The 19,736-nt window shown below is 59.2% G+C and carries 20 protein-coding genes; 7 read left to right on the top strand and 13 right to left on the bottom strand.

All coding sequences use genetic code 11. The features are described 5' to 3' along the window. Nucleotides 1-4: 4 nt before the first annotated feature. Genes truB through ABGT65_RS04195 form a run of 5 tightly spaced genes read right to left on the bottom strand, consistent with a single transcriptional unit; the run spans nt 5 to nt 5,192 of the window. The gene (gene truB / locus ABGT65_RS04215; protein ID WP_346699971.1) at nt 5-721 is read right to left on the bottom strand and encodes a tRNA pseudouridine(55) synthase TruB; all 717 of its coding nucleotides are present in this window, start codon (nt 719-721) and stop codon (nt 5-7) included. Continuing rightward, nucleotides 721-1,512 carry an undecaprenyl-diphosphate phosphatase gene (locus ABGT65_RS04210; RefSeq protein ID WP_346699969.1) on the bottom strand — a complete coding sequence of 264 codons (792 nt, stop codon included), beginning with the start codon at nt 1,510-1,512 and terminating at the stop codon, nt 721-723. Before ABGT65_RS04210 ends, truB begins: the two co-directional genes overlap by 1 nt. Before the next feature lie 19 nt (nt 1,513-1,531). Then, nucleotides 1,532-1,789 (bottom strand): DUF3098 domain-containing protein, encoded by a 258-nt coding sequence (locus ABGT65_RS04205; protein WP_346699968.1) that lies wholly within the window; start codon nt 1,787-1,789, stop codon nt 1,532-1,534. Continuing rightward, on the bottom strand, nt 1,790-2,671 hold the full coding sequence (locus ABGT65_RS04200; RefSeq protein ID WP_346699966.1) for a permease-like cell division protein FtsX: 882 nt from the start codon (nt 2,669-2,671) through the stop codon (nt 1,790-1,792). After that, complete coding sequence (locus tag ABGT65_RS04195; RefSeq protein ID WP_346699964.1) at nt 2,661-5,192, bottom strand: YfhO family protein; 2,532 nt, start codon at nt 5,190-5,192, stop codon at nt 2,661-2,663. The genes ABGT65_RS04200 and ABGT65_RS04195 overlap by 11 nt, the downstream gene beginning before the upstream one ends. An 87-nt stretch (nt 5,193-5,279) precedes the next feature. Here ABGT65_RS04195 and ABGT65_RS04190 point away from each other — a divergent pair, with 87 nt between their 5' ends. Together ABGT65_RS04190 and ABGT65_RS04185 are read left to right on the top strand one after the other, a co-directional pair. Beyond that, a complete protein-coding gene (locus tag ABGT65_RS04190; protein WP_346699962.1) occupies nt 5,280-6,269 on the top strand; it encodes a polyprenyl synthetase family protein in 990 nt (329 codons plus the stop codon). 33 nt (nt 6,270-6,302) lie between these two features. Next, a complete protein-coding gene (locus tag ABGT65_RS04185; RefSeq protein WP_346699960.1) occupies nt 6,303-7,592 on the top strand; it encodes an MFS transporter in 1,290 nt (429 codons plus the stop codon). Between the two features lie 218 nt (nt 7,593-7,810). On the opposite strand, the gene rplS is transcribed toward ABGT65_RS04185, so the two are convergent. Continuing rightward, entirely contained in the window at nt 7,811-8,191 is a 381-nt protein-coding gene (rplS, locus tag ABGT65_RS04180) for a 50S ribosomal protein L19 (RefSeq protein ID WP_346699958.1), read from the bottom strand. Nucleotides 8,192-8,873: 682 nt separating this feature from the next. Between rplS and surE the strand changes: the two genes are divergently transcribed. The 3 genes from surE to ABGT65_RS04165 all read left to right on the top strand — a co-directional run bounded on the left by surE (nt 8,874) and on the right by ABGT65_RS04165 (nt 11,362). Continuing rightward, nucleotides 8,874-9,680: a 5'/3'-nucleotidase SurE gene (surE, locus tag ABGT65_RS04175; protein ID WP_346699957.1), complete on the top strand. Its 807-nt coding sequence runs from the start codon at nt 8,874-8,876 to the stop codon at nt 9,678-9,680. Nucleotides 9,681-9,747: 67 nt separating this feature from the next. Beyond that, complete coding sequence (locus ABGT65_RS04170; RefSeq protein WP_346699955.1) at nt 9,748-10,725, top strand: ATP-binding protein; 978 nt, start codon at nt 9,748-9,750, stop codon at nt 10,723-10,725. 1 nt (nt 10,726) lies between these two features. Next, entirely contained in the window at nt 10,727-11,362 is a 636-nt protein-coding gene (locus ABGT65_RS04165) for a response regulator transcription factor (protein WP_346699953.1), read from the top strand. A 110-nt stretch (nt 11,363-11,472) separates the two neighbouring features. On the opposite strand, the gene cls is transcribed toward ABGT65_RS04165, so the two are convergent. The 3 genes from cls to ABGT65_RS04150 all read right to left on the bottom strand — a co-directional run bounded on the left by cls (nt 11,473) and on the right by ABGT65_RS04150 (nt 14,184). Continuing rightward, nucleotides 11,473-12,888 (bottom strand): cardiolipin synthase, encoded by a 1,416-nt coding sequence (cls, locus tag ABGT65_RS04160; RefSeq protein ID WP_346699951.1) that lies wholly within the window; start codon nt 12,886-12,888, stop codon nt 11,473-11,475. Between the two features lie 66 nt (nt 12,889-12,954). Next, nucleotides 12,955-13,143: a hypothetical protein gene (locus tag ABGT65_RS04155; RefSeq protein ID WP_346699949.1), complete on the bottom strand. Its 189-nt coding sequence runs from the start codon at nt 13,141-13,143 to the stop codon at nt 12,955-12,957. Between the two features lie 27 nt (nt 13,144-13,170). Further along, a complete protein-coding gene (locus ABGT65_RS04150; protein ID WP_346699948.1) occupies nt 13,171-14,184 on the bottom strand; it encodes a DUF4837 family protein in 1,014 nt (337 codons plus the stop codon). A 76-nt stretch (nt 14,185-14,260) separates the two neighbouring features. Here ABGT65_RS04150 and ABGT65_RS04145 point away from each other — a divergent pair, with 76 nt between their 5' ends. Both ABGT65_RS04145 and efp read left to right on the top strand, forming a co-directional pair. Then, complete coding sequence (locus ABGT65_RS04145) at nt 14,261-14,869, top strand: polysaccharide deacetylase family protein (protein ID WP_346699946.1); 609 nt, start codon at nt 14,261-14,263, stop codon at nt 14,867-14,869. A 105-nt stretch (nt 14,870-14,974) separates the two neighbouring features. After that, nucleotides 14,975-15,541: an elongation factor P gene (gene efp / locus ABGT65_RS04140; protein ID WP_346699944.1), complete on the top strand. Its 567-nt coding sequence runs from the start codon at nt 14,975-14,977 to the stop codon at nt 15,539-15,541. A 73-nt stretch (nt 15,542-15,614) separates the two neighbouring features. Here the strand turns inward: efp and ABGT65_RS04135 are convergent, their stop codons facing one another. The 4 genes from ABGT65_RS04135 to ABGT65_RS04120 form a co-directional block, all read right to left on the bottom strand. Further along, complete coding sequence (locus ABGT65_RS04135; protein ID WP_346699942.1) at nt 15,615-16,724, bottom strand: hypothetical protein; 1,110 nt, start codon at nt 16,722-16,724, stop codon at nt 15,615-15,617. A 457-nt stretch (nt 16,725-17,181) separates the two neighbouring features. Further along, a complete protein-coding gene (locus tag ABGT65_RS04130; protein ID WP_346699941.1) occupies nt 17,182-17,337 on the bottom strand; it encodes a 3,4-dihydroxy-2-butanone-4-phosphate synthase in 156 nt (51 codons plus the stop codon). Beyond that, nucleotides 17,334-18,662 (bottom strand): argininosuccinate lyase, encoded by a 1,329-nt coding sequence (gene argH, locus ABGT65_RS04125; RefSeq protein WP_346699939.1) that lies wholly within the window; start codon nt 18,660-18,662, stop codon nt 17,334-17,336. Before argH ends, ABGT65_RS04130 begins: the two co-directional genes overlap by 4 nt. Then, nucleotides 18,659-19,723: a M20 family metallo-hydrolase gene (locus ABGT65_RS04120; protein WP_346699937.1), complete on the bottom strand. Its 1,065-nt coding sequence runs from the start codon at nt 19,721-19,723 to the stop codon at nt 18,659-18,661. The genes argH and ABGT65_RS04120 overlap by 4 nt, the downstream gene beginning before the upstream one ends. Between the last annotated feature and the right edge of the window lie 13 nt (nt 19,724-19,736).

Genomic DNA, 19,736 nt, shown 5'->3' with positions numbered 1-19,736 from the left:
AGTGTCATTTTGTTTCAAGATTTTGTAAATTTTCCAGGAAATCGTCGAGATTCCAGGCATTTTCGAGGGTAAAGCCGCCGCTTCGGGTCCTGCGGAGCCCGGTCAGATGGGCCCCGCTGTGGAGTGCGGTTCCGATTTCGTTTGCGAGCGAGCGGATGTAGGTTCCCTTGCTGCACCGCACGCGGATCTTCAGCCGGGGGAGTTCGCATTCGAGGAGCTCCATCTCGTAGATATGGATAAGCGCCTGCCTGACGGCAACCTCCTCTCCGGCCCGGGCGAGTTCATAGGCGCGTGTGCCGTCGATCTTCTTGGCGGAGTAGACGGGCGGGGTCTGGAGCCGTTCGCCGGTGAGCTCCGCCAGGGCTTTTTCGACGGCATCGCGGGTGATGTGCTCCCAGGGATAGGTCCGGTCGATTTCGTGTTCGAGGTCGTAGCTGGGGGTCGTAGCCCCGAGCATGATGTCGGCGACGTACTCCTTCTCCTCGGCCTGGAGGGCGTCGACCATCTTGGTTGCGCGTCCGATGCAGACGAGCAGGATGCCCGTAGCCAGGGGGTCGAGGGTCCCGGCGTGCCCGACCTTGATGCGTCGGTACCCGAGTTTCCGGAGCGAGAACTTGATCTTGCGCACGACATCGGTGGAGGTCCACCTCAGGGGTTTGTCCAGGACGGCGATGTACCCCTCCTCGAAATTGATGCCGCGGAGTTCCTTGTCTTCGCTCATCAGAAGAGGTAGCTTGCGATGGAGACGGTTCCGGCCAGCGCGCAGTAGACGGCGAACCAGATCAGGCGTCCGCGTTTGACGATTTCGAGCATGAACTTGCAGGCCAGACACCCCGTGATGAACGATGCGGCAGCCCCGGCGATCAGGGGTACGGTCCCGACTCCGGCCGTGAGTTCACCCTTCACGGCTTCGAGGAGTGTTTCGCCGAGAATGGGGACGAGGACCATCAGGAAGGAGAACTGGGCGACGGCGGCCTTTTTGTTCCCGAGGAGGAGCCCCGTCGCGATGGTCGAGCCGGACCGGGAGAGCCCGGGCATGGCGGCGCAGGCCTGTGCCAGGCCGATGATGAAGGCGTCGCGGTAGGAGATGTTCTCCTTCTGCCGGGGTTTTGCGTAGTAGGCGAATGCGAGCAGGGCTGCGGTCAGGAGCAGCATGGCGCCGACGACCGCGAGGATGCAGGGGGCGTCGAGCAGGGCGTTGAGCTGCTCCTTGAGCAGGAGGCCGACGATCCCGATGGGGATCATCGAGACGACGATTTTGAGGATGTATGCCTGCTCTTCGTTGAAGTGTCGGGAGAAGAGCCCCTTGAGGAGCCTTCGGATTTCGCTCCAGAGCACGACGATCGTACTCAGGACGGTTGCGGCATGGAGTGCGACATCGAAGGTGAGGTTTTCTTCGAGCTGTACGCCGAGGAGTTCCTTGGCGATCTGGAGGTGCCCGCTGCTCGAAACGGGGAGGAATTCGGTGATTCCCTGTACGATGCCTAACAGAATGGCCTGTAATGTATCCATCGTGACGAGTTGGTTTGGTTTAGTTGAAACGTTTCAGAATGGCGTAGATTTCGAATGCGAAGCCACCGATCACGAGGATAGGTGCGAGCGTGATCCTGCGCCAGGAGAACATGGCGTAGTTGAACTCGTCGGGGGAGTCGCTGCCGCCTCCGGCCATGAGGATGAATCCGAGGAGGATGACGGCGAACCCGATTGCCAGGAGGATGTAGTTTTTGCGAGAGAGCGGCATCCTGGGGTTTTCGGGCTGGTCGGTTTTCTGGGGCTGTTTTTTTTCCATTTAATAGAGGTATATCTTGTTAGACTTCATGTTTACGAATTTGTTGAGCGCCGCGAAGGTGAAGAGTCCGGATATGACGACGCCTCCGCCGATCATTGCGCCGAGGATGATCGTGATTTTGCGGATCTCGGCGAAGGTTGTCAGTTCGGGGACGGCCTCGTTGAGCCCGTAAACGGCCAGGCAGAAGAGCATGGCGGCGGCGGCTCCGGCGATGATTCCCTGGGTGATGCTGCTTCCGAGGAAGGGCTTCATGATGAACCACTTGGTAGCACCGACGAGCTTCATGGTGTTGATCAGATAGCGTTTCGAGAAGATGGCCAGCCGGATGGTGTTGCTCAGCAGGATGAGGGAGATGACGAGCAGGGCACCGCCGAAGAGGATCAGCACGAGGCGGATCTTGTTTACCGTCGCGTGCAGCCGCTGCGCCATGCGGGCCGGGTAGGATACGTGTTCGATGCCGGGTATTCGCTCCACGGCGGTGATGAAATCGTCGAGGAGCTCCTGGTCTTCAGACGCGGCCGAAAGGGTGAGTTCGAAGGAGTCGAGCAGCGGGTTCTCCTGGAGGACCTCCTCGAATTCGGCGCCGAACATTTTGCGGAACTCTTCATCTTCGGCCTTTTCGGTCCGGGACGAGAAGCGGATCGAGGAGACGATGATCTCTTCGGCGAGTTGTTTTTCGATTTCGGCGCGCCGGTTGTCGGAGATTTCGCTGTTCAGCTCCACGGTAACGGTGATACTCTCCTGGAGCGAGTGTGCGACCTTCAGCGCGGCGGTCATCAGGTATCCGACCGATCCGAGAAGGAACAGGACGAGGGAGATGCTGACGGTCGATACGATGTAGGAGTTGCGGACCTTTCGTTTGAGCCTTTTGTCATCCTTCATGGCATGATGTTTTTTTCTTGCGCAGGGCGAAGAGGATTGAGGCCAGGGTTCCAAGGAGGATCAATGCGGAGCAGACTCCTGTGACGGCTTCGACGGCCCTCCATCCGGGGGCCCGGAACCTCCATTCGACGACGTGTTCTCCGGCCGGGAGCTCCATGGCTCTCAGTACGTAGTCGGCGCGGAAACAGGGGGTCTCCTTGCCGTCGACGTATGCGGTCCAACCCTTGTCGTAGAAGATTTCGGAGAAGACCGCCACGGCCTCTTCGGGGCTGTTGTAACGGTATTTGAGGTAATTGGGCCTGTATTCCGTGAGTTCGATGCGGGCCGGGTTGCAGATGTCGCGGGGCATCGGATTCAGAGCGCTCTTTTCGGCCCGATCCGCGGCCACGACGGCCGTTGTGCGGAGGTTGACCTGTCCGAGGCGTTCGATCTCCTCGCGCGGGGAAGCGGCCCCGGCGAGCGAATCGACGAACCAAGCGGCCCCGAACGCCGTCGTGCGGCGCTGGGCTTGGGGTTGTCCGTCCTCACCGGCGACGATGACGTAGCGGGTGTTGAGCATGTCGAGCACGGCGGGGTCCGGATTGTACGGATCGCTCATATAGCGGTCGATGAGGTCCTGATAGCGGGCGAGCTTGGCTCCGTGATAACCGCCGACGGAGCGGTGGAAATAGGAGGTTGTGGCGTCGTTGAATGGGCTGACGGTGAGGTTGAGCACGCGATATCCGGGTTCCTTGTCTTCGAGGATGGCGAGGTCGGCGGCCGAGGGGGTGACTTGCGTGCGGCGGGGAGACACGAAGTTTTCGGCGGAGAGAAACCTCCGGTCCACGGGCACGAGGTCCAGGATCATGACGGCGGCGATTGCAGCCACGGCCACGCCTCGTCCGATTTTGCGGAGTCCCCACAGGAGGACCAGCGCCGCGGAGAGGAGAATCATGAGGAGCGAGCGCCAGGCATCGGCTTGCATCATGTCGCAGCGGTCTGCGGCGACGGCCCGGGCGACGGCTTCGCCCCACTCGACATCCATGCCGCGGTCGATGTAGGATTGGAGGCCGTTTGCAGCGAAGAGCTGCCGGAAGGTTTCGGTCATCTGTTCGGCACTTGCTGCGCGCCCGAAGTCGAAGAGGGCGCCGCCGGCCACGGCGAACAACAGACAGAGCCCTCCGGAGATTCCGGCGGCCCAGGCGATCCCTTTCCGGAGCCGTTCACGGGGTATCCCCTCTTTCCAGAGCCGCACGAGGGCGAATGCGCCGAGCAGGGGCACGGCCCACTGTACGACGACGAGGGTCATCGAGACGGTCCGGAACTTGTTGTATCCGGGCAGGATCCGGAATGCCAGTTCGGTGAATCCCATGAAGTTGCGGCCCCAGGCGAGGAGCATCGTCAGCACGCAGACGGCGATGATCCACCATTTGTTCCGGCCCTGTGCCCAGATGCATCCGAGCAGGGCGAGGAAGATGGCTGCGGCCCCGAGATAGGTCGGGCCTCCGGTATAGGGTTGGGTGCCCCAGTAGGCGGGCAGCTGGCGGGCCCAGCCGGCGAGCGACGGGGCTCCGAGCTGGCGTCCGATATCGGTGAGTTCTGCGGCGGTCTGGCCGTCGGCGGGGAGTCCGGTTGCGGAGTCGCGCCCCATGAAGTCGGGAATCAGCAGGTTGAAACTTTCGGTTTTTCCGTAGCTCCAGGCCGTTGCGTAATCGAGGTCGAGTCCGCCTTGTTCGGAGGCTTCGGAGGCTTCGGCGAGCTCCGAACCGCCCCGGATGGTCTCGAGGGAGTGCTGTGCGGTGTACCAGAGGGGTGCGAAGTTGGATCCCACGGCGAGGATTCCGGCCGCGGCGAGGGCTGCGGTGCGTCGGGCGAACTCCCTGATCCGCTTCTCGCGGATTGCGAAAACGGCCTCGCTGACCCAGAGAGCGGCCATGGCCAGGAGGAAATAGTAGGTGATCTGCGGGTGGTTTGCCCCGATTTCGAGGGATGTGGCGAGTGCCGTGAGCGCCATTCCGGCCCAGACGTTGCGGCGGAGGGTCATCCACGCACCGCCCATCATCAAGGGGGCGTAGACCAGGGCCCACATTTTGGTGATGTGTCCGGCGGCGATGATCAGCAGGAAGTAGGTGGAGAATCCGTATGCGAGCGCCGGGATGATGCCGACCCATGGGTTTACCTTCCCGATGAGGAGCATGATCCAGAATGCGAGCATGGCGAAAAAGAGGAATGCTGCGGGGGTGTCGATCCAGGTTACGATCTTCCCGACGTAGTTTTTCACGAACATCGCGGGGTATTGGATGTTGATCAGATAGGCAGGCATGCCTCCGAACATTCGTCCGGTCCATTGCGGATCTTCGCCGGACTGTTCTCTTGATTCGTAGATGTCGCTGGACATTCCGCGGTACTGGATGACGTCGTGCTGCGGGAGTACTTCGCCGCGGAACTGGGGTGCGAAATAGACGGCCGCCGCGATGAAGAATACCGCGATTGCGACGAGGGCGGGGGCTGTTTTCGCAAGGGTTGCTTTGAGAAAATCCATTTTACCTGCTCTTTACCGAAGGCCAAAGGTACGAAAAAAGCGGGATAGTCCGTGCCTTGAAAGGGAAAAATGACTATCTTTGCGATTATGATTACACTTGAAGAGATTCGCAAGCCCGTCACAACGGAGTTGTCAGCATTCGGCGAGTTCGTCGATCGCCAGTTTACGGCGGAGGGAGAGTTGTTGTCCGACATGTTGCGTTATGCGCTGTCGTCGCGCGGGAAAGGGATCCGGCCGACGCTGGTGATGCTTTCCGCGGCGATGAACGCCTCGGTGAAGGGGGCCTCGACAGGTCGGCGCGCGTGCCTGGCTGCGATGCTGGTTGAGATGATCCACGTAGCGTCGCTGATCCACGACGATGTGATCGACGAAGCCGATACGCGACGGGGCCGTGCCTCGGTGAATGCGCGGTGGCAGTCGCACAAGGCCGTGATCCTGGGGGACTACATTCTGGCCCGGAACATGAATATCGGGCTTCAGAGCGGGCAGTTCGACCTGGTGACGCACATTTGCGGATCGATGGCTGCACTGTGTGAGGGAGAGGTTTTGCAGGACGAGTGTGCTGCCAACCGGACGATGACACGTCAATCTTACTTCGATATCATCTACAAGAAGACTGCGTGCCTGCTGGGCGTGAGTGCTTCGGCGGGCGCTTTGGCCGTTGGCGCGACGCGCGACAAGGTGACGACGATGCGCCGTTTCGGTGAGGCCGTAGGGATGGCTTTCCAGATCCGGGACGACATCCTGGACTACACGCCGACGGCCCGGACGGGGAAACCGGCGTGCAATGATCTTCGGGAAGGGAAGATCACGCTGCCCCTGCTGAGTGTGCTGGAGCGTCTACCGGAGAGCCGCCGGAACGAACTGGTCGAGCGGCTTTCGCGCTGTTACGAGGATGATTCCGCCGTGGAGTACCTCCGCTCGACGGTTGAGGCGGAGGGGGGCCTGACGTATGCCGGGGAGGTGATGCAGGACTATATAGCCCGAGCTGCAGCGATGCTTTCGGACTACGGGGATTCGGAGTACCGTTCGGCGCTGGTGAACCTCTGCGCGTATATTGCGGAGAGGGACCGATAACTCGAACTCATTAACCTAATATTTATAAAACTAATGGAACAAACGCAAAAGAAAAACTACACGTTGCCCATCATCATGATGTTCGCGCTGTTTGCGATGATCTCGTTCGTGACGGGCCTTACGAACCCGCTGGGCGTAATCGTGAAGAACCAGTTCTCGGTGGCGAACTGGATGTCGCAGCTGGGCAATGCCGCCAACTTCATCGCCTATGCCTTCATGGGACTTCCCGCGGGTCTGATGCTGAAACGCATCGGCTACAAGAAGACGGCGCTGGTCGCCATCGCAGTAGGCTTTATCGGCGTCGGTATCCAGTTCCTGGCCGGCGAGGCGGGGAGTTTCGGAGTCTATCTTGCCGGAGCCTTCATTTCGGGTTTCTCGATGTGTATGCTGAACACGGTCGTGAACCCGATGCTGAATACGCTTGGGGGCGGCGGCAAGAAGGGTAACCAGCTGATCCAGTTCGGCGGATCACTGAACTCGATTTCCGCGACGATCGTTCCGATCCTGGTGGGCTACCTGATGGGTAATGCGGCCAATGCGACGATCAGCGACGCCGCTCCCGCGCTCTTCATCGCCATGGGTATCTTTGCGTTGGTCTTTGTGGTGCTGCTGGCCGTCAACATTCCGGAGCCGTATGCGATCCAGGAGGCGAAATCGGAGAAGAAGGACAAGCACAGTGCGCTGTCGTTCCGCCACTTCGTGCTGGGTACGGTAGCGATCTTCATCTATGTGGGCGTCGAGGTCGGTATTCCGAACTTCATGAACCTGTTCCTGACGGCCGCTCCGGATGCCGCAACGAGCGGTATGGGTATGGCTGCCGCTGCCGCCGGCTCGCTGGTCGGGACCTACTGGTTCCTGATGATGTGCGGGCGTTTGATCGGCGGAATGATCGGCGCGAAGGTTTCGAGCCGGGTTCAGCTGTCCGTTGTCTGCGTAGCCGCAATCATCTTCATTCTGTTGGGTATTTTTGCTCCGACGACGATTACGGGCCGTATGCCGGTCTTCACGGGTACGGGCTTTGCGATGATTGAGGTTCCGATCGGCATCATGTTCATCACGCTGTGCGGACTCTGCACGTCGGTGATGTGGGGCAGCATCTTCAACCTGGCAGTCGAGGGTATCGGCAAGTACACCTCGATGGGTTCGGGTATCTTCATGATGATGGTTTGCGGCGGCGGTATTCTTCCGCTGATCCAGGGCTATGTGGCCGACGTATCGAATTATCTGACCAGTTACTGGGTGATCATTGCCGGTTTGGCGTATATGCTTTACTATGCGCTGATTGGCTCGAAGAACGTGAACAAGGACATTCCGGTGGATTAGTTTTCCGGTTTGATTCCGACATGCGGGGGCGGGGACTTGGGGTCTCCGCCCCGTTTTTTTTCGTGAGTAGGGAGGGGGGCAGAGCGGATGGAGCTGTTGGCCGGACGGGGCGGAATGTTAGTCCGCGGTTCCGGCCGGAGAGGGGCCGGGATGTTGTGCCGCATGAAAAAAGGATGCCACTTTGGGGTGACATCCTTTTTTCTTCGACGCGCGGGGGATTATTTCTCCTCCGAACGGGTCATACGCTTCTCCTTGATGCGTGCCTTCTTACCGGTCAGGTTGCGGAGGTAGTAGATGCGGGCGCGGCGAACGACACCGATCTTGTTGACCTCGATCTTGTCGATGTGGGGGGAGTAGAGGGGGAAGATACGCTCTACGCCTACACCGTTGGAGATCTTGCGGATGGTGAACATCTTGGTTTTTCCCGAACCCTTGATCTGGATCACCACGCCGCGGAAGCTCTGTACGCGCTCCTTGTTACCCTCGATGATTCGGTAGGATACGGTGATGGTGTCACCGGCCTTGAACGACGGAACATCGGCATCCGTCTTGGGCCACATCTGCTCGTTTACGAGCTTGATGATTGCGTCTTTGTTCATTGTTGCAACAAATTTTTAAGTTTCGCACTCGACATTCCCGCTGCAGTCGGACTACCATACCGGATTTTTTCCGATAATCCTGCGAATCGGGGGACCTTTGCGTCGGAGTTTGGCTCTTGCCCGCTCCTGCCGGAGTTCGGTTCTCCTCCTCTCGGAGTTTGCCTTCTCGCCCGGTTGGAGTTTGGTTTTCACCCCTCCCGCTGCCGGAGTTCGGTTCTCCTCCTCTCGGAGTTTGCCTTCTCGCCCGGTTGGAGTTTGGTTTTCACCCCTCCCGCTGCCGGAGTTCGGTTCTCCTCCTCTCGGAGTTTGCCTTCTCGCCCGGTTGGAGTTTGGTTTTCACCCCTCCCGCTGCCGGAGTTCGGTTCTCCTCCTCTCGGAGTTTGCCCTCTCGCCCGTCGGAGTTTGGCTTTCACCCCTCCCGCTTCCGGAGTTCGGTCTTCACCCCCCCCCGTTTCACGGCCCCCCCCCGCGTTTGCCGTACCGCCCAATGAAAGAGGTCGATATACGCCCTGATGGGGAGTGCAAAGATAAAGAGAAAAAACGATATGATGCAAATTATGCGTGAAAAAAGAGAGATTTATTCGTACCTTTGCTTGCGTTGTGCACTGCGGAACCCCCTTCGGGATGCCCGAACGACCCTCCGATTCCGTTCCGAAGCGCACTCTGCCGAAAAACCGGAACGATGAAGAACGAACGATTGATATTGGTGACGAACGACGACGGCTACGCCTCGAAAGGTTTTGCCGCCGCCATTGAAGTAGCCCGGCGCTTCGGCCGGGTTGTCGGTGTGGCTCCGGAGACGCCTCAGAGCGGCATGAGCCAGGCCATTACGATGTATAACCCGCTCTATTTGCGAAAGGTCCGCGAGGAAGAAGGGGTCGATGTCTACTCCTTTTCGGGAACGCCGGTGGACTGCGTGAAGATGGCTTTCGACTACCTGCTGCGCGAGAAGCGTGTCGACCTGATGATTTCGGGGATCAACCACGGCTCGAACTCGGCGGTGAACATCCTCTATTCGGGGACGATGGGTGCGGCCATCGAGGGGAGTTTTTACGGCTGTCCGGCGGTGGGCCTTTCTCTGGACGACCACGGTGCGGATGCGGATTTCGAGGCCGCGGTGCACTACGGGACGCAGGTCGTCGAGGCGTTGCTCTCCGGTCCGGTCGAGTTGCCGCTGTGCCTGAACGTGAATGTCCCCGCGGGTCGTCCCGAGGAGCTGCGGGGCATCCGTCTGTGCCGCCAGAACCGGGGATTCTGGCGGGAGGAGTTCTACCGGCACGAAGATCCGCGCGGTCGGGAGTATTTCTGGCTCACGGGCGCCTTTGTCAACAGCGAACCCGACGCGGAGGATACCGACGAGTGGGCGCTTCGGAACAAATACGTGGCGGTGGTCCCTGTTCAGACCGACCTGACGGACTATGGGCAGTTGCGGAATCTGCGCCGGTCCTTTCCTTCGGCGTGCGATTCGGACCCTGCCTCTCGAAAATAGCGGCGGAATCGTGCGGTTGATTGGCCGCAGTTTCGTATCTTTGTAAAAACAGAAAAAACACCGCTCTATGCTGATCAAGATCCTGTTAGTCATTTCGATCGTTATCCAGTGCGTAGCTACGGGCTATGCGTTGCGGCTGGTGCGCACCACGAAGTACAATTCGGTGTGGATTCTCTTCATCGTGGGCTTTTCGCTGCTTTCGGTGGAGCGCCTGATCCAGTTGCTCGTAGAGTCGGGCGTCGAGGTGATTGCTCGGTGGTGGTTCGCCTACCTGGGCATCGTGATTTCGGTCTGCCTGTCGATCGGCGTGATGTATGCGCACAAACTCTTCAAGTATATCGAGCGGCTGAACCGCCAGCGGTCGCTGCTGAACAAACGGATCCTGACGGCGGTGCTGCGTACGGAGGAGAAGGCGCGCTCGCGCTTCTCGAAGGAGCTCCACGACGGCCTGGGGCCGCTGCTGTCGTCCGCGAAGATGTCGCTGACGGCCCTTTCGCGCGAGGAGCACAACGCCGAGCAGCGAGAGATCATCGCCAATACGACCTACGTGATCGACGAGGCGATCCGTTCGCTGCGCGAGATCTCGAACAACCTGTCGCCGCACGTGCTGAACGACTTCGGACTGGCGCGCGGCGTGCAGAACTTCATCGACAAGAGTGCGGCGATGCACGACGTGAAGATCCGCTTCACGACGAACCTGCGGGGCGAGCGCTACGATACGGATATCGAGGTGATCCTCTACCGGGTGATCTGCGAGCTGATCAACAATTCGCTCAAACACGCGGCCTGTACGGAGGTGAACCTGTCGCTGTCTCAGAACGGTCCGGAGCTGGCGCTGGACTATTCGGACAACGGCCGGGGCTTCAACCCGCAGGCGATGATGGACTGCGGAATGGGCCTTTCGAACATCGCTTCGCGGATCAATTCGCTGGGCGGGACGTTCGACATCACCTCGTCGAAGGGCAAGGGGATGCGGGCTGCGATCCGCGTGAACACACAGCAGGAGCCGGCCCCTGCAAAGCGCAACCGTAAACGCCGCCGCTGATATGGAACGGCGGATCATCCTTGTCGACGACCATTCGCTCTTCCGCAACGGCCTGCGGGGTTTGCTGGAGCATTGCGGGGAGTGCCGGGTTGTAGGCGAAGCGGGAAGCGGCGAGGAGTTTCTGGGAATGCTGGATGCCGTGGAGGCGGATATCGTCTTCATGGATTTCGCCATGCCGGGGCTCGACGGCGCACAGACCACGGAGCGGGCCCTGGCCCGGCGTCCGGAGTTGCGGATCATCACGCTGTCGATGTTCGGTGAGGAGAGCTACTATTCGCGGATGGTGAAGGCCGGGGCGAAAGGTTTCCTGCTGAAGGATTCGGATATCGGCGATGTGCTGGAGGCGATCGATACGGTGATGGCGGGAGGGAGTTACTTTTCGCCGCAGCTGCTCTCGTCACTGACGGGGCGCATGCGCACGCGTGAGGATGTCCCGGACGAACCGCTTTCGTCGCGGGAGCGGGAGATTCTGGTTGCCGTTTGCCAGGGTTTGTCGAATCAGGAGATTGCCGATTCGCTCTTCATCTCGAAGCGGACGGTGGACAAGCACCGTGCGAATATCCTTGAAAAGACGGGTTGCAAGAATACGGCCTCGCTGGTGGTCTATGCGATCCGCCACGGCATCGTGGAGCTCTGATCCGCCTGCGGTTTACCCATCCATTTCCCCCATTATCCCTCCCCCGATTCTCCATTTTCCATTTTCCATTTTCCGCCCCCCCCTCTCCTTCTGCTCTCTTTTTCTTCGGGTTACAGCAGGGGCGAGAATACGCGCATCAGGGATTCCGCCCATCGTCGCGACCGGGGGCGGTTGAACCATTCGGCGGGTGTCAGGGCGTGGGACCGGGCGGTGTCGTCGGTGAATATGCGGGACATTTGCGCATTGAAATCGGCGTCGTAGACGAAGGCGTTGACCTCGAAATTGTGCTCGAAACTTCGGAAATCCATGTTTGCGGAACCGATTATGGTCAGGACGTCGTCGATGATCAGGAGTTTGGCGTGGAGGAATCCCGGGGTGTAGAAGAGGATCTTCGCTCCGGCTTTCATCATGTCGTCGAGAAAGGAGTGCGATGCGAGGTCTACGACGCGCGAATCGGAGCGTGCGGGGAGCATGATTCTCACGTCGATTCCGGCGAGTGCGGCAGCCTGGAGTGCGGAGTTGAGGACGTCGGAGGGGAGGTAGTAGGGGGTTTGTATCCAGACCCGTTTTCTGGCGTTCTCGATGGCGTAGCTGTCCCCCTGGAGGAGTGTTCTCCACTTTCCGAAGGGCCCGCTCGGGACGATCTGAAGGATTCCGTCCGTATATCGTTTGGCCAGGGGATAGTATTCGGGTCCCGTGATGCGGTGTTTGGTGGTTGCGGACCAGTCGCTGAGGAACGAAGCCTGAAGTCCGGCGACTCCGTTTCCTTCGATTCGGAAGTGGGAGTCTTTCCAGGTACCCCATCCGGGTCCGTGGACATATCGGTCAGCGATGTTCATTCCGCCGATGAATCCCACCCGGCCGTCGATAACGGCGATTTTGCGGTGGTTCCGGTAATTGATTTTGCTGGTGAAGCGAGGGAAACGGACATGGAGGAAGGCGTGGACTTCGATACCCACGTTTCTCATGGAATCGAAGAATGCCTTTTTGACGCCGCTGCATCCGACATCGTCGTAGAGGATCCGGATCCGTACGCCTTTCCGGGCCTTTTCGACGAGGACGTCGCGCAGCAGCTTCCCGGTATCATCGTCGCAGAAGATGTAGTATTGGAGGTGTATATGGTGTCGTGCGAGTTTGATTTCATCGAGCAGAGCCTCCATTTTGGCTGCTCCGTCGGTATAGGGGGTAATTCGGCTGCCGTACAGGGGTACGGCGTGGATTGTGCTTTTGAGGAGTTTGGCGAGGGGTTTCCAGGTTTCCGGGATTTCGGGGTGTCCGGATTCGTCGGATTCGGCGAGGTGCATGGTGATTCGTTTCCGGGTTCTTCGGGATATGATCCGTTGTTTGGAGAGGTTCTGCCCGAAGAAGAAGTAAAAGAGGAGTCCGACCACGGGTGCGAAGATGAGCACGATAATCCAGGGGAGGGTCTTCAGCGGGTTCCGGTTTTCGGTAATGATGACCAGAATGACGCTGAGGATCGTCACCGAGTAGAGTGCAATGAAGATGTATGTCAGAATTTGCTGCATACGGTGTTACGGCTGCCGTTTTTATCGACTGTTTCTCGGGGCGGGATTCGTGTCTGTTTTTGCGGCCTACTTTTTCAGCTCCTCAGCCTTTTCTCTCTCTGCTTCTCTGCCGGCCCTCTCCTTCCCTCCCTGCCCCTCTCTTCTTTTCTTGCTTCTCTTGCTTCTATCTTCCCTCTCCTGCCCTCTCTTGCCCTCTCTTCTTTTCTCGCTTCTCTTGCCTCTCTCTTCCTCTCTTCCTCTCTTCCTCTCCCTCATCCTCTTCCGGCCCCCCCCCTTCTGCGGTTATTTTTGCTGCTCGGGGAAATGGATCGTGTAGAGCAGATGCTCTATGCCCCGGATGTAATTCCGCTTGCGGGGTTTGTTGAGGTCGGGGGCGTAAACATAACCGTCGAGGGTGAATATGCGGTTGGTTTCGGTATCGACGGTCGTGTAGCTGACGAATGGACCGCCCATGAAGTCACCCTCCACGTCCCAGAAGCCGCGGAGTTCGCACCAGAGCCGTCCTTCGAGGCGGAAGAGCCGATAGCCGGGTTCGAAAGCGTCGGATGTGATCATGTAGGAGCCGTCGGAGGGTCCGGGAATCAGGGCAGCGAACCTGTTCCGGGCCTTGATCAGGGCATCGAGCGAGAGGGACTCGGGGCCTTCGTAGGGATAGGAGTATACGAAGAATCCCTGGCTTGCCGTGGGGTATTCATATCGGGCCCAGAGGAAATCGTCGGTCTGTTTGGCGAGAACGTACCCTTTGGGGACCTTGATCTCCATGCCGAAGAGTTCCCGGATGGCGGCTTCGATTCCGGGGTTGTTGAACGAGGTGTACGTCTGGACGTCCCGGTCGCGTTCGGCCTGTTCGAGGACGTGGAGCAGGTTGTCGCGGTTTTGGGAGAGGTATCCGACGACGGCCTTGTCATCGGGTCCCTGGAGCGTGACGACGATCTGGGGTTCGGAAGTGACATTGTACTCGACGGCCGCTTCCGCCTGCCGGACCTCGGGGTCAACGACGATCTTGAGGATATTGCGATGGTCTGCGATCATGTCCTTGAACCCGCGTTCGGTGACCCGGAGGACATCGAAGAGGGGTTCGACCTGGTTCAGATAGGGGACCGGGGCCGTGAAGACGGCGCGCAGGGAGTCCCCGAGTTCTCCGTTCCACTCCATCTGCGGGCATACGACGATGAGCTCGTAGGGTCGCCCCTGAGCGGTTTTTTTCTTGTTGAGGGTATGGAAAGCGTCGCATCCGGCCACAGCGGCGGCGATCATCAGGGCGAATATGCCACGGCAAAGCGTTTTCATGGTCATGGAGTAAGAATTGAATATTTACAAATATACAACTATTTTTCCAAAAGGCACGGAAAATGATTAATTTTGCGGGCGTATGCGCTTGAAACCACCGAAACTCATCCGGCGCCTGATGCCGGACCTGATCTGGGAGATCGACGACCCGGACGGGGTTTTCCTGACCTTTGACGACGGGCCCACGCCGGGTATTACGGAGTGGATTCTCTCGACGCTGGAGAAGTACGACGCGAAGGCCACGTTCTTCGTGCTGGGCAAGAACGTGGAGATGTACCCGGACCTTTACCGGCGGATCCTGGATGCGGGGCACAAGGTGGGTAACCACACCTATTCGCACCAGAAGGGTTGGGGGATGAGCCTGGAGCGCTATACGGAGGATGTCGATTTTGCGAACGACCTGCTCCATACGGAGTTGTTCCGGCCTCCCTACGCGCAGATTACGCCGGCGCAGGCGCGTCTGCTGGGCCAGCGCTACAAGCTGGTGATGTGGGACATCATCTCCCGGGACTACAACCGGCAGTTGTCTCCCCGGACGTGCCTGAAGAACGTGACGAAATACCTGGCTCCGGGCGCCATCGTCGTTTTCCACGACAGCGAGAAGGCTTTCCGGAACATGCGCTACGCGCTTCCCCGGACGTTGGAGAAGATCCGTCAGTTGGGCCTTCGGTGCAAGTCGATCGAATTGTAGCCCAGCCGGATAGGGCGGGAAACGTTGCGTGGTCCGGGGATTAGGAAATTCGGGAAGTTTTTGTTACCTTTGCGGCCGCGAAGAACACTTAAAAAAACAGATACTATGGCAACAACCGCAGACATCAAGATCGGCATGTGCATCGAGCTGGACGGGAAGACGTTCCAGATCATCGACTTTCAGCATGTGAAGCCGGGCAAGGGTCCCGCTTTCGTGCGCACGAAACTGAAGAACCTGGAGAACGGCCGCGTATTGGAGAACACGTTCTCGGCGGGCGTGAAGATCGAGCCGGTTCGCGTGGAGCGGCGTCCGTACCAGTTCACCTACGAGGATGACCTGGGTATGCACTTCATGCACACGGAGACGTTCGAGGAGATCAACATCGACAAGAACCTGATCAACAACTACGACCTGATGGCCGACGGTCAGATTGTCGAGGTGATGTTCCACACGGAGAAGGAGACGGTTCTTTCGGCGGAGCTTCCCCCGATCGTGGACATGGAGGTAACCTATACGGAGCCGGGCGTGAAGGGTGACACGGCGTCGACGAACTCGCTGAAGCCTGCGACGGTGAATACGGGAGCGACGATCCGCGTGCCGCTGTTCATCAACACGGGTGACAAGATCCGCGTGGACACGCGCACACGCGAATACTACGAGCGCATCAAGTAGTCCGCGAACCCCGTCATCCATGAAAAAGGGCCCCGAATTTTCGGGGCCCTTTTTTGCGGTCGGATTCGGACTGTCAATCCTCGTAGAAGATTTCCAGTATCGTGAGAGGTTCACCGTCCTCGTCGATTTCGATTTTCGAGATGTATTCGCCCTCCATCGTATAGCGATAGGTGTCAATTCCGTTCTCCCCGTAATCGATCGTGGAGGGGAGTTTTTTCAGCCGATTTCCTCCGGCGCCGACCAGATAGATCCGGTCGAGATCGGTCGTGGTGATGAAGTCGCTGATGCCGAACAGGTCGATGTTGAGGTTGTTTGTCTGTTCGGGGTTGTTTGTGTAGGAAGCATTGCCTCCGTACCACTCCTCGGAATCTTCATCTTCCCGGACTTGAGTCATACATCCGTTTACGACGGTGTAGATGCTTTTTGCAGAGTAGGTTTTGTCGGGATTCTGGGTCCAGGTGCTGGTGGCGATGTAGCCATTTACATCATAGGAGAAGGCGTAGTCGTCGGTGTAGTGATCATTGTGAGCAACGCCGGTAATGGCAGTGGTTCTGTTGTCGACCAATGTGAGGATCGACTGTGCGCCGGAGGGTTCGGTGATGACGATGCGGTCGCTTTCATATGCGAAATTTGTCACTTCATCCTGGGCCGTGGTTCCGGGATAGGCGTATTGCTGGTCCGTCTCCGTGATGGAGGCAATGCGGCCCTGTTCGTCGTAGGCGAACTGCTGGACGAAGGATAAGTCGTCCGGATAGGTGATTTTGATGTGTGAGATCCGGCGGGGGAGGATCTCGACCGGCGTCTCCTCCTCTTCTTCGGGAAATACCAGTGTGCCGATTCTCCATGCGCCGTTATTTTGCCGAAGTTCGATGCTTTGGGCTCCGGAGAGATCGGGAGCCGTGAACCGGACGATGGAAGCGGAGACTTCGAGGATTTCGGCCTTTACCCCTGCGGATGCTGCGGTCCGGGTCTCTTCGAAGAGCCAGATTTCGCAGTCGTCTTCGAATCCGTTTCCGCGGATTTCGATTGTGCTGCCGGGCACGATTGGCGTTTGTTCGCTTGATTGCGGGAGTTCGATGTCGGTGACGGGACAGGGCCCGTCACCGTTTTGTTCGTTGTCCTTGTCGCAGGCGGTCAGCGATGCTGCGGCGAGGAGCCATCCCAAAAACAGAAATTTCTTCATGTCGGATTAGTTGTTAATTTGTCCCGCCTGCCCCTGCAGGACTGAATACGATAAAAAAAGACGTGGGACAGTACTTTTATCTGTTCTTGAGGTCTTCGACTACCTTGCAACCAAATAAACGAGTAAAGCCCACGTTCTCGTGGGCGTTCCCGCTTTACTCTTGGTTGCTCTGAAAGTGTCGAAGTTTCAAGAACAAGAATGAAAGCTAACGCCTTGTAAACGATATGTCTATATGTCTCTAATTCATTTTCGAATCTTGGATTTCTTCTGAAGAGAAATCCCTGTTTGCAAAGATAGGTAAAATAATTTGGATATGCCGCGCTGTCTTGTGACTCTTTTACCTGCCCGATACAGATTTTCCCGTTCGGGAAAGGGCTTGTATGAGGACTTTCTTTGCAATGGATCTCCGTGGTGCAGGAACGGACGATTTTCTTTCTTTTTTACTTCCCGGCTTCTGTCATGCGACAGCGCGGATGAGGTCGGCGACCGAAACGACGGGACAACGGTGCCAATGCCCGAATGCCTCGATTTCGGGCCGCCGGACCATCGTGCCGTCGGGGTTCATCAACTCGCACAACACGGCACAGGGCTCCACCCCGTCCACTCTTTTCATGACAACTCCTCCTGCATCCCCGGGGTCTCAAACTCCTGCATGACGGTCTCCATCTTGCGGCGGATCTCCGCGGTGCAGAGGTTCCCGATGCTTCCCTCGTGGGTGTGATGAACCTCGCGCGTGGGGCGGTACTCGCCGCGCTGGACGGCCATGCCGACCTGGCGGTATGCCTCGCGGAAGGGCACGCCCTGGAGGACGAGGCGGTTGACATCCTCCACGGTGAAGAGGTAGTCGTACTTGCGGTCATCGAGAATATGCTCGTTGACGCGCACGTGAGCCAGCATGAAGTCGCACATGCGGAGCGTGCGGCGGATTTCGGTGAGGGCCGGGAAGAGAATGTCCTTCATGAGTTGCAGATCGCGGTGGTATCCGACCGGGAGATTGGCGGTCAGCAGGGCAATTTCGTTCGGGACGGACTGCAGTCGGTTGCAGCGTCCGCGCATGATCTCGAAGACGTCGGGATTCTTCTTGTGGGGCATGATGCTCGAACCGGTCGTCAGTTCGTCGGGCAGGGAGATGAACCCGAAGTTCTGGCTCATGAAGAGACAGGCGTCCATGGCCAGCCGTCCGACGGTGGCGGCGACGGCGGCGATGGCAGCTGCTGCGGCGCGTTCGCTCTTTCCGCGGCTCATCTGGGCGGCGACGACGTTGTAGTGGAGCGTTTCGAAGCCCAACAGACGGGTCGTCATCGTGCGGTCGAGGGGGAACGACGAACCGTACCCGGCGGCTGACCCGAGCGGGTTCTGGTTGGCGATGTGCCAGGCTGCGGCGAGGAGGCGCATGTCATCGACGAGCGTTTCGGCATAGGCCCCGAACCACAGCCCGAACGACGAGGGCATGGCGATCTGGAGATGGGTGTACCCGGGCATGAGCACCTCCCTGTATCGTTCGCTCAACTCCTGCAGCCGGTCGAACAGGGCCTTGACCTCGGCGGCGACCTGCCGGAGTTCGTCGCGCAGGAAGAGTTTCAGGTCGACCAGCACCTGATCGTTACGCGAGCGGCCCGAATGGATCTTCTTTCCGGCGTCGCCCAGCCGCCGGGTAAGCATCAGCTCGACCTGCGAGTGGACATCCTCCGTGTCGGGTTCGATTTCGAAACGCCCGGCCTCGATCTCGGCGGCAATCTCCTGCAGTCCGGCGGTCAGCGTGCGGAGCTCTTCGGCGGTCAGCAGTCCGATTTTTTCGAGCATGGCGATATGGGCCAGCGAGCCTTGGACGTCGTAGCGGGCGAGCTGCAGGTCCAGGTTGCGGTCGTTGCCGACGGTGTACTCTTCGATCATCTTGTCGGGTTCGAAACCCTTGTCCCAAAGTTTGGTGGTGCTCATGCGTATAGAAGTGCTAACTGTTCGATGTATTTTTCGTAGATGGCGATTGCCCGGTCGATCTCGTCGATGCGGATGAACTCGTCGGCGGCATGGGATCGGGCCGATTCGCCGGGACCCATCTTGAGCGACGGGAAGGGCATCAGCGTGCGGTCGGAGGTCGTCGGCGAGACGAAGGTGCTCCGGCCGACGGCCGTTGCGGCGCGGACGAGGGGATGGTCGTCTCCGACGGCGGCGGCGCGGATGCGGGTCGAGCGGGGCACGACTTCGGATTGCAACGCTCCGCGGAGGATCTCGACCGTCTCTTCGTTCGAGTAGGCGTCGGTGGTTCGGACATCGACGACGAAACGGCAGACGTCGGGCACGACGTTGTGTTGTGTCCCGGCCTCGATCTGCGTCACGGCGATACCGATGGGTCCCAACAGCGCCGATTCGCGTTCGAAGCGGAATCCGCGCAGCCGGGCGATGTCGTCCGCGGCGATGTAGAGGGCATTGACCCCTTCATTTCGGGCGGCGTGCCCGCTTTTGCCGCGGGCCGTGCAGTCGAGGACGACCAGCCCGCGCTCACCGGTTGCGGCCTGCATCCCGGTAGGCTCGCCGACGAGCGCCATGTCGATCTTCCCCAGAGCGGGCAGCAGCGCCCGCATCCCGTGCTCGCCCATGCACTCCTCCTCGGCCGAGAGGGCGACGACGAGATTGAAGGGGAGTTTGCGGCGGCGGAACGTGAGAAAGGTCTCGGCGAGTGCGACGACCGAAGCCCCGGCATCGTTGCTTCCGAGCCCGTACAGACATCCCTCCTCGATCGACGGTGTGAACGGATCGCGGGTGTAGGAGGCCGCGGGGCGCACGGTGTCGTGGTGCGAATTGAGCAGCAGGGTCGGCCGCGCGGGATCGAATCCTTCGGCCCGGGCCCAGACGTTGTTGTGCAGCCGTTCGGGCGCGGCTCCGTGCTCCGCGAGGAAGGCGAAGAGGAGGTCGCCCGTGCGGGCTTCGTCGCGCGACAGCGACGGCGTTGCGATCAACGCCTGCAACAACGCGACGGCTTCTGCGGTTTTCGGCTTCATGCTTTTCGGGGGA

Source organism: uncultured Alistipes sp., from assembly GCF_963931675.1.
Taxonomy (GTDB): domain Bacteria; phylum Bacteroidota; class Bacteroidia; order Bacteroidales; family Rikenellaceae; genus Alistipes.
The sequence above is the reverse complement of the archived record's forward strand: the minus strand, read 5'-3'. Positions and strand labels throughout refer to the sequence as shown.